The organism is Pseudoalteromonas sp. S3178 (genome assembly GCF_005886985.1).
GTDB classification, from domain to species: domain Bacteria; phylum Pseudomonadota; class Gammaproteobacteria; order Enterobacterales; family Alteromonadaceae; genus Pseudoalteromonas; species Pseudoalteromonas carrageenovora.
The window spans coordinates 80,754-93,295 of sequence record NZ_PNCW01000024.1 but is presented as its reverse complement, the minus strand read 5'-3'; the positions used below and the strand labels follow the sequence as shown (position 1 = coordinate 93,295).

Annotated in this window: 11 protein-coding genes; 9 read left to right on the top strand and 2 right to left on the bottom strand. The window is 41.1% G+C overall.

Annotation, left to right across the window (positions count from 1 at the left end; genetic code table 11):
- Positions 1–88: 88 nt before the first annotated feature.
- The 9 genes from CWC11_RS06700 (at position 89) to CWC11_RS06660 (ending at position 9,689) form a co-directional block, all read left to right on the top strand.
- A complete protein-coding gene (locus CWC11_RS06700) occupies positions 89–523 on the top strand; it encodes a MerR family transcriptional regulator (protein ID WP_089347611.1) in 435 nt (144 codons plus the stop codon).
- 54 nt (positions 524–577) lie between these two features.
- Positions 578–1,753, top strand: a complete 1,176-nt coding sequence (locus tag CWC11_RS06695) for an isovaleryl-CoA dehydrogenase (RefSeq protein ID WP_089347610.1) — start codon at positions 578–580, stop codon at positions 1,751–1,753.
- A 10-nt stretch (positions 1,754–1,763) separates the two neighbouring features.
- A complete protein-coding gene (locus CWC11_RS06690) occupies positions 1,764–3,371 on the top strand; it encodes a carboxyl transferase domain-containing protein (protein WP_138682077.1) in 1,608 nt (535 codons plus the stop codon).
- A 13-nt stretch (positions 3,372–3,384) separates the two neighbouring features.
- Positions 3,385–4,155, top strand: coding sequence for an enoyl-CoA hydratase/isomerase family protein (locus CWC11_RS06685; protein WP_138682076.1), 771 nt, complete (start codon positions 3,385–3,387; stop codon positions 4,153–4,155).
- An 8-nt stretch (positions 4,156–4,163) separates the two neighbouring features.
- Positions 4,164–6,155, top strand: a complete 1,992-nt coding sequence (locus CWC11_RS06680; RefSeq protein WP_138682075.1) for an acetyl/propionyl/methylcrotonyl-CoA carboxylase subunit alpha — start codon at positions 4,164–4,166, stop codon at positions 6,153–6,155.
- Positions 6,155–7,057: a hydroxymethylglutaryl-CoA lyase gene (locus CWC11_RS06675; RefSeq protein WP_138682074.1), complete on the top strand. Its 903-nt coding sequence runs from the start codon at positions 6,155–6,157 to the stop codon at positions 7,055–7,057. The genes CWC11_RS06680 and CWC11_RS06675 overlap by 1 nt, the downstream gene beginning before the upstream one ends.
- A gap of 45 nt (positions 7,058–7,102) precedes the next feature.
- On the top strand, positions 7,103–7,801 hold the full coding sequence (locus CWC11_RS06670) for a CoA transferase subunit A (RefSeq protein ID WP_138682073.1): 699 nt from the start codon (positions 7,103–7,105) through the stop codon (positions 7,799–7,801).
- A gap of 14 nt (positions 7,802–7,815) precedes the next feature.
- Complete coding sequence (locus CWC11_RS06665; protein ID WP_138682072.1) at positions 7,816–8,472, top strand: CoA transferase subunit B; 657 nt, start codon at positions 7,816–7,818, stop codon at positions 8,470–8,472.
- 335 nt (positions 8,473–8,807) lie between these two features.
- Positions 8,808–9,689, top strand: coding sequence for a LysR family transcriptional regulator (locus tag CWC11_RS06660; RefSeq protein WP_138682071.1), 882 nt, complete (start codon positions 8,808–8,810; stop codon positions 9,687–9,689).
- A 565-nt stretch (positions 9,690–10,254) separates the two neighbouring features.
- Here CWC11_RS06660 and CWC11_RS06655 read toward each other — a convergent pair.
- Together CWC11_RS06655 and msrA are read right to left on the bottom strand one after the other, a co-directional pair.
- On the bottom strand, positions 10,255–11,028 hold the full coding sequence (locus tag CWC11_RS06655; protein WP_249330679.1) for a transporter substrate-binding domain-containing protein: 774 nt from the start codon (positions 11,026–11,028) through the stop codon (positions 10,255–10,257).
- A 104-nt stretch (positions 11,029–11,132) separates the two neighbouring features.
- Complete coding sequence (msrA, locus tag CWC11_RS06650) at positions 11,133–12,422, bottom strand: peptide-methionine (S)-S-oxide reductase MsrA (protein WP_138682070.1); 1,290 nt, start codon at positions 12,420–12,422, stop codon at positions 11,133–11,135.
- Between the last annotated feature and the right edge of the window lie 120 nt (positions 12,423–12,542).

The following is a 12,542-nucleotide window of genomic DNA, read 5'->3' as shown; positions in this document are numbered from 1 at the left end:
CTTTATAAATAGTTTCATACCACACCGAGCTTTACCTTTACGTAAACTTCACTTATATTGGAGTTATTCGAATGAGGTAAACACAACTATGAAACCAGATAACCAAACAAACTTTGCAAGTTCAGCCAACGTACCTGGCAGTAATGAACAAACCTTTAGCATTAGCGATTTAGCTAAAGAGTTTGATATTACTACCCGCTCTATTCGTTTTTACGAAGACCAAGGCTTAGTAAGCCCAGAGCGTAACGGCCAAACCCGTATTTATTCAAAGCGCGACAAAGTTCGCTTAAAACTTATATTACGCGGTAAACGCCTAGGCTTTACGCTTGCTGAAACAGGCCGTTTGTTTGAACTGTACGACGCCGATAAATCAAGCGCTAAACAGCTGGTGACTATGCTCGACTTAATAGCTGAGAAAAAAGCCGACCTTTCTCAACAAATGGACGACATAAAAGTTGTGCTTATGGAATTAGTGACAGCGGAGCGCCGCTGCAGAGACACACTCAATAAAATAGACGAGTAGCCTATTTTAATAATAAAAACACACTGACAACACACACTCACACAGGAATGAATCATGAGCACTATTTCACTTTATAAAGAGATGAACTTTGGCCTAGGCGAAACCGCCGATATGATCCGCGACCATGTAAATAGCTTTGCAAGCCAAGAAATTGCGCCACTGGCTGAGCAAACTGATATTGATAATGCGTTTCCTAATCAGCTTTGGCCGCAAATGGGCGAAATGGGTGTACTTGGTATGACCGTTTCTGAAGACTTTGGCGGTGCAGGCTTAGGTTACTTAGAGCATGTAATTGCAATGGAAGAAATTAGCCGCGCTAGTGCATCAATTGGCTTAAGCTATGGTGCGCATTCAAACTTGTGTGTAAATCAAATTAACCGTAACGGTAATCAAGCACAAAAAGAAAAATACCTACCAAAACTCATTAGTGGCGAACATATTGGTGCCCTTGCCATGAGCGAGCCAAACGCAGGCTCTGACGTGGTATCGATGAAACTTAAAGCCGAGAAAAAAGGCGATAAGTACATTTTAAATGGTAATAAAATGTGGATCACCAATGGCCCCGACGCACACACATTTGTTATTTACGCAAAAACAGATTTAAACGCCGGCGCTAAAGGCATTACTGCTTTTATTGTTGAAAGCAGCTTTGCTGGGTTTTCTACTGCACAAAAGCTCGACAAACTCGGCATGCGTGGCTCTAACACCTGTGAACTGGTGTTTGAAAACTGCGAAGTACCCGAAGAAAACATTTTAGGTAACTTAAACGAAGGCGTTAAAGTACTTATGAGCGGCCTTGATTACGAACGCGTAGTACTTGCTGCTGGCCCGCTTGGCATTATGCAAGCATGTATGGATATAGTTGTGCCTTATATTCATGAGCGTAAACAGTTTGACACCCCTATTGGTCAATTTCAGTTAATTCAAGGCAAAGTGGCCGACATGTATACGCAAATGAACGCAGCGCGCTCATACGTTTATACTGTTGCTAAAGCCTGCGACCGCGGCGAAACCACCCGTAAAGATGCCGCAGGCGCCATTTTATATGCTGCTGAACTTGCCACCAAAATGGCGCTAGATGCCATTCAAATTTTAGGTGGTAACGGCTACATAAACGAATACGCCACAGGCCGCTTATTACGTGATGCTAAATTATACGAAATTGGCGCTGGCACATCAGAAATTCGCCGCATGCTAATTGGCCGCGAACTATTCACCGAAAGCCGTTAAGGATTAAATTATGACGATATTAAAATCGAGCGTTAATCCTCACGACCCTACTTTTGTGCAAAATCACAAAAACATGGCGGCTTTAGTTGATGATTTACAAAGCAAAGTGGCCACCATTAGCTTAGGCGGTGGTGCTGCATTAAAAGAGCGCCATGAAGGGCGTGGTAAATTATTTGTACGCGACCGCATTAGCACTTTATTAGATGAAGGCTCACCGTTTTTAGAAATTTCGCAATTTGCAGCCTTTGGTGTGTACGAACAAGAAATTGCCTGTGCAGGTGTAGTGGCAGGTATTGGCCGAGTTAAAGGCATTGAGTGCATGATCATTGCAAACGATGCCACTGTAAAAGGCGGTACGTACTTTCCGCTTACCGTTAAAAAGCATTTACGCGCACAAGACATAGCCGAGCGCTGCCACTTACCATGTATTTATTTAGTTGATTCGGGCGGTGCTAACCTGCCTGAGCAAGACGATGTATTTCCTGATAAATTGCATTTTGGACGTATCTTTTACAATCAAGCTCGTATGTCGGGTAAAGGCATTCCTCAAATTGCTGTGGTAATGGGGTTATGTACTGCTGGTGGCGCCTACGTACCTGCAATGGCCGATGAAAGCATAATTGTAAAAGAGCAAGGCACTATATTTTTAGCAGGCCCGCCGCTTGTAAAAGCAGCCACAGGTGAAGTAGTAAGCGCTGAAGAACTTGGCGGCGCCGATGTGCATTGTAAAACATCAGGCGTGGCTGATCACTTTGCTGAAAATGACGAGCATGCGCTATCTATTGCGCGTCAATGTATTGAGCGTATTAATTACACGCGCCCTACAGCCCCTCTTTTAGAGGATATTAAACCGCCACGTTACGATATAAACGAGCTTTACGGCATTGTAGGCACCGACCTCAAAAAGCCGTTTGATGTGCGTGAAGTCATTGCCCGCACAGTGGACGACTCATCATTTGATGAATTTAAACGTTACTTTGGTGAAACGCTGGTAACAGGTTTTGCCAGCATTTATGGCAACCCTGTTGGCATAGTGGCTAATAACGGCATTTTATTTAGTGAGTCGGCGCAAAAAGGCGCGCACTTTATTCAACTATGTGCACAGCGCAATATTCCTTTAGTGTTTTTACAAAATATTACCGGCTTTATGGTGGGTAAAAAATACGAAGCTGAAGGCATAGCAAAGCACGGCGCTAAAATGGTGATGGCGGTTTCGTGTGCCGATGTGCCTAAATTTACGGTGCTAATTGGTGGCTCTTACGGCGCGGGTAACTATGGTATGTGTGGCCGCGCATTTGAACCAACCATGATGTGGATGTGGCCCAATGCCCGTATTTCAGTAATGGGCGGTGAGCAAGCCGCAGGTGTAATGGCTCAAGTTAAGCAAGATGGTTTAGCACGTAAAGGCCATAGCATGAGCGAGCAAGAAGTTAGCGATTTTAAAAAGCCAATTATTGATCAATACGAAGAGCAAGGCCACCCGTATTACGCAAGCGCGCGCTTGTGGGACGACGGCATTATTGACCCTGCCGATACTCGTAACGTATTAGGCCTTGCCTTAAGTGCAGCTAAAAATGCACCTGAGCAAGACTCTAAGTTTGGCGTATTTAGAATGTAACCGGAGCGTAAAAATGTCAGTAACACTACAAATAACAAAATCTAATGTGGCTGTACTTGTTTTAAGCCGAGTTGAAAAACGTAACGCATTTAATAGTGAAGTAATACACGAGCTAATTCAGTGCATAGAGCATGCAAATACGCTCGATATTCGCGCTTTGGTTTTAAAAACTGAAGGAAAGCATTTTTCTGCAGGTGCCGATTTAGCCTGGATGAAATCAATGGCTGATAACAATTACGCCGATAACCTTGCCGACTCTATGCAGCTCGCTAAATTAATGCAGGTGTTAGCTACCTCCCCTCATCCAACCATATGTGCTGTACAAGGCGCTGCGTTTGGCGGAGCGTTAGGCTTAATTGCATGTTGCGATATTGCCCTAAGTAAAGATGACGCCCAGTTTTGCTTAAGTGAAGTAAAATTAGGACTTATACCTGCGGTAATTAGCCCCTATGTAATTAAAGCCATTGGTGAGCGCGCTGCGCGCCGCTACTTTTTAACCGCCGAGGTGTTTGATGCCCACACAGCAAAACAACTTGGTTTGGTTCATCAGGTAACCGGTAATTTAGATTGTGCACTTGATAACATGCTGCAAACATTAATCGATAACGGCCCTGTCGCTGTAAAAGCCGCTAAATCATTAATAAATGATGTAGCAAATAAGCCAATTAACGATGAACTTATTGAGCTCACGGCCGAACGTATTGCAAAAATTCGTGTATCTATTGAAGGCCAAGAAGGGCTAAGTGCCTTTTTTGATAAACGCCCTCCCGCTTGGCAACTGTAGGATTAACTATGAACACACACACTTTAAAAAAGATATTAATTGCCAACCGTGGTGAAATTGCATGCCGTGTAATGCGAAGTGCAAAACAAATGGGCCTAACGACAGTGGCTGTTTATTCTGACGCCGACAAACATGCACAACATGTAAAAATGGCTGATGAGGCCTACCACATTGGCCCAGCACCAAGTAAAGACTCATATCTAGTTGCCGACAAAATTTTGCAAGTAGCTAAAAATGCAGGCGCTGACTGTATTCACCCAGGTTATGGATTTTTATCTGAAAACAGTGAATTTGCTAAAGCCTGTGAAGCAAACAACATTGCGTTTATTGGCCCACTTGCCAGCAGCATAGAGGCTATGGGCTCTAAAACCCGCGCTAAAGAAATAATGGCCGCTGCCAATGTGCCATTAGTGCCTGGGTATTATGGTGATAATCAAGACCCTGCTTTTTTACAATCTGAGGCGGAAAAAATTGGCTACCCCGTGCTAATTAAAGCGGCCTTTGGTGGTGGCGGTAAAGGCATGCGCGTAGTTGAGCAAGCCAACGATTTTATAACTGCACTTGAGGGCGCACAGCGAGAAGCAATAGCCGGTTTTGGTAACGACTTAGTACTGCTTGAGCGCTATGTTGACCAGCCTCGCCATGTTGAAGTACAGGTGTTTGCCGATAACCACGGTAACTGTGTTTATTTAGGCGATCGGGATTGTTCCCTGCAGCGCCGTCATCAAAAAGTTATTGAAGAAGCCCCTGCTCCGGGTTTATCTGACGAGCTACGCAAAGAAATGGGTGAAGCCGCAGTACGCTGCGCTCTGGCAATAAATTACAGAGGTGCAGGTACGGTTGAGTTTTTGCTTTGCGGTGATGAGTTTTTCTTTATGGAAATGAACACGCGCCTTCAAGTAGAACACCCAGTAACCGAAATGGTAACCGGTGTAGATTTAGTTAATTGGCAAATTAATATTGCCGCTGGGCAAACACTGCCGTTAACGCAATCAGACATACAACTCCAAGGCCACAGCTTTGAAGCGCGTATTTATGCAGAAGATCCAAGTAACGACTTTATCCCCTGCTCGGGCACAATAGAAGCGTTAAGCACACCACTTAACAGTGAGTTTGTACGTATTGATACTGGTATTGCACAAGGCGATGATATAAGCCCGTTTTACGACCCTATGATTGCAAAACTGATTGTGCATGATGATAACCGAGAGCAAGCATTATCGCGTTTACGCTATGCACTTGAGCAATTTCACTTAGCGGGTTTTAGCACTAACATTGGCTTTTTACATAACTTAGCAAGCCACCCTACGTTTGCTCAAGGTGCGCCAAGTACCCACTTTATTGCTGAGCAAGGTGATGCATTGGTGAGTGTTGATAGTATCGCACTTGAAAAAGCACACATAATTGCAGCCTTTGCTTACCTTGAATCGCTTAGCGCTAAAAACAAAGCTGTTCAAAGTTCAAGCCCTTGGCAACAATTAAGTGGTTTTACGCTTAATGCACCGCAAAAAGTGGATGTTCCATTTACAGATTTACCTATAAACGCCGTTAAAACTAAAACGGGTTATGTCATTAACCATAATGAAAAACCGTTTGAGGTTACCGGTGAAATAAACCAAAACATATGCAGCGTGTTTATTAATGGCGAAAAATTTACAGCCCATGTAAGCCACGTTGATAACAGTATTAGCGTCATGTTTGCTGCGCTGCAAATCAAGCTTGCTCTAAATACTAAACATTACATTAGCAGCCACGAAAGTGACGCACTACCACTTGCGGCCCCACTTAATGGCACAGTAGTTAAGCACTTAGTTGAAGTAGGAAGCACTTTAACCAAAGGCGATGCGGTTGTTATTATTGAAGCTATGAAAATGGAATACACGCTGAACGCTCCACACGATGGTATTTTACAAAGTTATTGTTTTGCCGAGGGCGAGCTTGTAACCCATGGCGCCCTACTTGCAATTGTAGAAGATATCACGGCGCAGGAGGCATCGTAATGACGGCTTTTCCTACAAAAGTGCGTATTGTAGAAATGGGTGCCCGCGATGGTCTGCAAAACGAAAAAGCGGTGTCTAAAAAAGATAAAATCACCTTAATTAATGCACTCAGTGATGCAGGCTTAAAAGATATAGAAGCAGGTGCATTTGTATCACCTAAATGGGTGCCACAAATGGCCGACTCAGCCGACGTGATAAAAGCGCTTGATTTACCCCATGTAAATTTAAGCGCCCTGACGCCTAATTTAAAAGGTGCCCAAGCTGCACTGGATGCAGGTGTTACAGAATTTTCTATTTTTACTGCCGCAAGCGAATCATTTTGCCAAAAAAACATAAACTGCAGCATTGATAAGAGTATTGAGCGCTTTAGTGAAGTAATGGCGTTTGCAAAAGCCAATAACATACGCGTGCGTGGTTATGTAAGCTGCATTGCTGGTTGCCCATACGAAGGTGACATAGCGCCACAAAAAGTGCTTGAAGTAACACAAAAGCTACTTGCACTTGGCTGTTATGAGGTAAGCCTTGGCGATACCGTAGGAGTTGGTACCGCCAATAAAATTACCGAGGTGTTATCTTTATTATTACAACACATAGATAAAACTAAATTAGCGGTTCACTTTCATGATACTTATGGCCAAGCGCTCACAAATATTTACGCAGCACTGAGCTTAGGAATAGCAACGGTTGATGCCGCTGTTGCAGGCCTTGGCGGGTGCCCTTATGCAAAGGGTGCGTCAGGAAATGTTGCCACTGAAGATGTTGTTTACTTACTCAATGGGCTTGGCATTGAACATGGAATTGATTTACAAAGGCTAAATAACGCAGGCTGGCAAATTACGCAAGCACTTGGTAAAGCCCCTGTAAGTAAAGTGGCAATTGCACTGCACAACACACAAAAATAATAGTTTGACTCGCCAAATGGCAGTTAACACAATGAGGAGAGTCTCATGGCCGGTTTTGATAAAGTGGTTTCTAGTTACGAAGCTGCAATGGCAGGTTTAAAAGATGGCGATACCGTAATTGCTGGTGGTTTTGGTTTATGCGGTATTCCTGAGGGCTTAATTAAACACATTAAGCAAATGAAAACTAAAGAGCTAACGGTAGTTTCTAATAACTGCGGTGTAGATGACTTTGGGTTGGGTATTTTACTCAAAGACAAACAAATAAAAAAAGTTATTGCCTCATACGTTGGCGAAAACGCCCTATTCGAGCAACAACTTCTTAGCGGCGAAATTGATGTAGAGCTTACCCCACAAGGCACGCTTGCTGAAAAAATGCGTGCAGGTGGTGCAGGTATCCCGGCTTTTTATACCGCTACAGGTTACGGTACGCCAGTGGCTGAGGGCAAAGAGGTAAAAGAATTTAACGGCCGCCCTCATATTTTAGAAGAGTCTATAACGGGTGAGTTTGCCATTGTAAAAGCGTGGAAGGCCGACCGATACGGTAATTTAGTGTTTAGACACACCGCTATGAACTTTAACCCTATGGCGGCAACAGCAGGTAAAATTACCGTTGCCGAAGTAGAGGAAATTGTAGAACCCGGTGAGCTTGAGCCCAGCCAAATTCATACCCCAGGTATTTTTGTAAATCGCGTTATTAAAGGTAACTTTGAAAAACGCATTGAACGTGTAACAACACGAGATTAAGCAGGAGCACAGTTATGGCATTATCACGTGAACAAGTTGCAATGCGCGTTGCACAAGAACTACAAGACGGCTACTACGTTAATTTAGGCATAGGAATTCCGACACTCGTCGCAAACTATGTACCTGAGGGCATAGAAGTTATGTTACAGTCCGAAAATGGTCTGTTAGGCATGGGACCATACCCTACTAAGGAAGAATTAGACGCCGATATGATCAACGCGGGTAAAGAAACCGTGACAGCTGCAACAGGCGCAGCCATATTTAATAGTGCAGATAGTTTTGCCATGATACGGGGTGGTCATGTAGACTTAACCGTTCTGGGTGCATTTGAAGTTGACCAGAACGGCAACATTGCGTCGTGGATGATCCCAAAAAAGCTGATTAAAGGCATGGGTGGCGCGATGGACTTAGTCGCTGGCGCGAAAAATATTGTTGTTACTATGACCCATGCAAGTAAACATGGTGATTCTAAATTGCTAGAAAACTGCTCTTTACCGCTTACAGGCGTTAATTGCGTTAAAAAAATAGTAACAGATTTAGCCGTATTAGAAGTTAAAGACGGCGCATTTCATTTATTAGAACGTGCTCCTGGCGTATCAGTTGATGAAATAATTAGTAAAACAGCAGGTAAATTACTTGTTGACGGTGAAGTACCAGAAATGGTTTTTTAATTATGTAACTGATCACATAAATTTAAATAGCTTTACCATGTACCGACCTCATTCCCAGTGCCAATGGCGCTGAGTTACCCAAAATCCCTCGCAAGAGGGATTTTTTTTGCCTATTACTGTCTTATTCATACATCTGTAGTAAATTTATATCTATAATAGCGTTATAAATAAAATGTAAGCGCTTAGATTAATTGCACTAATTTGTAGATAGTCTGCACCTTTTTTGTGAACTAGCGTCAATTTTATTTTTAACTAATTGATATTATTATATTAAATAGTTGGTTCGATTTTTGCCTTTGATAGGCGTCTTAATAAATTAAATAATACTGGAAAACATGCAAACTCCTATACGTGGCCTCCGCTCTTTTTGCTTTGCAGCAAGAAGTTTAAGTTTTAAGCATGCAGCCAATGAGCTGTACTTAACGCCGTCTGCGGTAAGCCATCAAATAAAACAACTTGAGGAACAACTTGGAATAGAGCTATTCCAACGTAAAACACGCTCTATTAGTTTAACTACAGCAGGTAAAAACTTTTTTGATGCTATATCTCCCATTATTAGCACCCTGGAGGGCACTATTAATGAGTTTAGTCAGATGCAACAAAATACTAATTTAACAATTACGTTGCCTGAATTTTTTGCCAGCGAATTGCTTATGCCAAAGCTTAGTGAGTGGACGTCAGAGCATCCTAATATAAACTTGCAAATGGATACGCTAAAAACCCGTAAAGAGTTGACGCGTCATAGTGATTTATCGATTGTTTTGTCATCGAGTAAACCCACTGAAGGTTTAGCTACAGAGCTGTTTAATCTTGAGTACATACCTGCATGTAATGAAAAGCTTTTAAAGCAATGGAAAGACGATCATTGCCAAGCGCTTAATCAAGTACCGCTTATTCTACATAAAGCGCGCCCGTGGGCATGGCATCAGTGGGCTGAAAAAGCTGGGATTGATGACTTTTCGCCTACACAAATTATTCAGATAGACAGTATGTTTGGTGTAGCACGGGCAGCACAGCAAGGTATCGGTATTTCACTTATTCCATTACCCATTAGCCAAAGCTGGCTTGATGAACAATGGTTATATAAATTATTTGAACGACCACTTACCACTAAAGATAAATATTACTTAGTACAGCATGAAACTAACACACCCAATCCGGCACTAGATTTATTTGCAAAATGGGTTGTATCTACTTTTCGAAAAATTCAAAGTTAACTTATATAGGGCGACGAGCATCTAAAGCACGCAATACTACTTTTTAATTATTTTAAAATAGTTACTTAATCGCCGCCCTATTATCCCCCTTTGCAACCCTTTAGTTTTACTTATTAATAAACAAGCACTTAAAAACCCACTCTAGACTAAAGTCTATAACTTAATTTTTTTCACTTATTAGTTTTATTTTTATCGTTTGTCGAGTTTGTAGGTTTATTTTAAAGTTAATCCATCGCTAACAAGCAATGAAATATCTTTAGTTATTTAAAGTAATTTATTGTTTTGCACCAAATAAATGCAACCTTTTTAGAGGTGATAGCTCTAACTAGGTAATAAAAGAATCTTATATTGTGTGTGTAAGATGTTGTCAGTGTGAAAAAGCAGTTCAAGTTAGGTGGTGACTTAGTTTGAACTGTTTTTTATTCCACCAGCTCCACGCAGTAATCAAATTAGCTACTTTGTAGCAAACCTAATCTTATATTGTGTGTGTAAGATGTTGTCAGTGTGAAAAGCGGTTCATGTAAGGTGGTGACTTTATATGGGCCGTTTTTATTATCCCCCCTATTTATTCAATGATTATCTTATGCTTCAGCTTAAGTGCATTTATTTTTTGCTTATTGTTTTTTAAAAAAGCATTAAATTTTTCAACTAACTTAGGATAATTTATTGTAGATAATAAAAAGGCTTGCTCATCTACTGGTAAATGGTGCTGAAAATAAACCGGCACTGTGGTGTCAAAAAACGCTCCTAAGTTATATTCAAGTACATCATGAGATATGTATATGCAGTCTATTCGCTCTTTGTATAGTAAGTAGATCATTTCGATTACGTTGTCGGTTTCAACTACTTTTAGTGATGGCTTGGTGGTGAGTTCATTTAATCCTTGCAAAGTAAAACCGCGCACCTTAGCAAGTGATTTACAGTCTTTGAGTGTAATATTTTGTTTTAAACTTGCTATGCCTGTATGAGTAACTAAAGAGGGTTCAGAATAATTAATGGCTGTATTAAACGTCTGTTTGTAACCCACTTGCCAATTAGGGTTATCAGGATATTTAAAGTCTACGTGGTGATGCTCTATAAACTCTTTATACAATCGTGGAATAGGTAGTGAATAAAACTCTAGTTTTATACCCTGCTTATCAGCAAACATTTCTAATAAATCACGGCTAAAACCATAGTAATCAAGTTTATTTGTACCGCTACCATCGTAGTAAGGAAGGTATTCTATATTTTCTACACCGACTACGTACTTCTCAATTGGCTGGGCTACTACAAAGCTCGTAGTTATAGATCCATAAATCAGCGCTATGTAGTTAAGCAATTTAATAATGATGTTCATCCTATTTTAGATTCTTAATTTAATTTATATATCATATTCACAGTTTGTTAAAGTTTAGTTATATAAAAAATAAAGCCCGATTAAATCGGGCTTAGCTAATAATTTTAGCTTTCATCACGTGGGATAAACTCAAGCACCGTTGCATTAATACAGTAACGGTCTGTGCCTCTTGGCCCTTCGCCTGGAAATAAATGCCCTAAATGAATACCTGTGCTTTTAGATTTAAGCTCAATGCGTGTCATACCCCAGCTACTATCATCGTGTTGAGTGACACTATTTTTAACAGGATGCTTGAATGAAAGCCAACCAGTGCCTGAATTAAACCTATCCCGTGTATCAAATAGTGGCTCACCACTTAGCTTATCTACAAACGTGCCATCGGGTGTGTTTTTAAACTCTTTGTACTCTTTACAATAAGGTCTGTCTGTACGGGCATTAAAAGCAACCTTATAGGCATCACTATCGCCTAATTTAAATGCACCTAATGCTTTATAAAACTCCTCTGGGCTTGTATAACCTTGACGACTGTATACTTCTTCACCATTTTCTAAAAAAAGTATGGTAGGCGTAGCCCACGTTGCCGACTTAATTTTTAAACCTTCAAGTTGATCTGCATGACGAAACGACATAGGCACTGTGCCTTTATAATCGTTAGCCACTGCTTTTTTAAACTTTTCACAGTATGGGCAGTACTCGCGTGAATCAAGAACAACAATTTGTTTGCCGGTTAAAAGCATGGCGTTATCAACTTTTTCAGTTGGTTTTTTATTAAAAACAACACCGGTAGAATGATCTGGGCAATAACCATTTGGGTTCTTTTCGAGATAATTTTGGTGATACTCTTCGGCAGATACAAACCCTTCAAGCGGTTTAATTTGTGTGGTTATTTTGCCATAACTAGCATCTGTTAATAGTTGCTGATACTGCGACTTAACTTGGTTTGCAATTTCGGCTTGTTTATCTGAAGTAGTTAAAATAACTGAGCGATACTGAGTACCGACATCGTTACCTTGGCGATTTATTTGCGTTGGATCGTGGCTTTCAAAGTAATTTTTAAGTAAGTCCTCTGAGGAAATAATATTGCTGTTATACATAACTTGTACAACTTCAGCGTAATTATTTTTATCAAACCGGCGTGATTGATCAGTAATGTTATTATAGGTTGCTTTAAAACCGCTTCCATCAGCATAACCCGACTCAGCATTAATCACGCCATTTAGCGCTTCGTAACGTTTTTCAGCTCCCCAAAAACACCCTGAGCCTAATACTATGGTTTCAACGTGTGTTGTAGCTTCTAGATTACTGTGCTCTACTTTTTCCATAGATAATGCAAAACTGCCTGCGCTAAATATAATAGCAGCGCCCGATAAATATAATAAATGCTGGTGTTTCATAAAATACCTCTTAAACATGTGCGTGCTAAGTAAGACCCTCTTAACGCGTATTTAATTTCATCTTTGCGTTTATAAGAAATAGAGATCAGGGTAACTAATTATTTATGCCGCTTCATTCAT

Coding starts and splice junctions, on each gene's coding strand:
- CWC11_RS06700 (WP_089347611.1), top strand. CDS start 89: ATGAAACCAGATAACCAAACAAACTTTGCAAGTTCAGCCAACGTACCT.
- CWC11_RS06695 (WP_089347610.1), top strand. CDS start 578: ATGAGCACTATTTCACTTTATAAAGAGATGAACTTTGGCCTAGGCGAA.
- CWC11_RS06690 (WP_138682077.1), top strand. CDS start 1,764: ATGACGATATTAAAATCGAGCGTTAATCCTCACGACCCTACTTTTGTG.
- CWC11_RS06685 (WP_138682076.1), top strand. CDS start 3,385: ATGTCAGTAACACTACAAATAACAAAATCTAATGTGGCTGTACTTGTT.
- CWC11_RS06680 (WP_138682075.1), top strand. CDS start 4,164: ATGAACACACACACTTTAAAAAAGATATTAATTGCCAACCGTGGTGAA.
- CWC11_RS06675 (WP_138682074.1), top strand. CDS start 6,155: ATGACGGCTTTTCCTACAAAAGTGCGTATTGTAGAAATGGGTGCCCGC.
- CWC11_RS06670 (WP_138682073.1), top strand. CDS start 7,103: ATGGCCGGTTTTGATAAAGTGGTTTCTAGTTACGAAGCTGCAATGGCA.
- CWC11_RS06665 (WP_138682072.1), top strand. CDS start 7,816: ATGGCATTATCACGTGAACAAGTTGCAATGCGCGTTGCACAAGAACTA.
- CWC11_RS06660 (WP_138682071.1), top strand. CDS start 8,808: ATGCAAACTCCTATACGTGGCCTCCGCTCTTTTTGCTTTGCAGCAAGA.
- CWC11_RS06655 (WP_249330679.1), bottom strand. CDS start 11,028: ATGAACATCATTATTAAATTGCTTAACTACATAGCGCTGATTTATGGA.
- msrA (WP_138682070.1), bottom strand. CDS start 12,422: ATGAAACACCAGCATTTATTATATTTATCGGGCGCTGCTATTATATTT.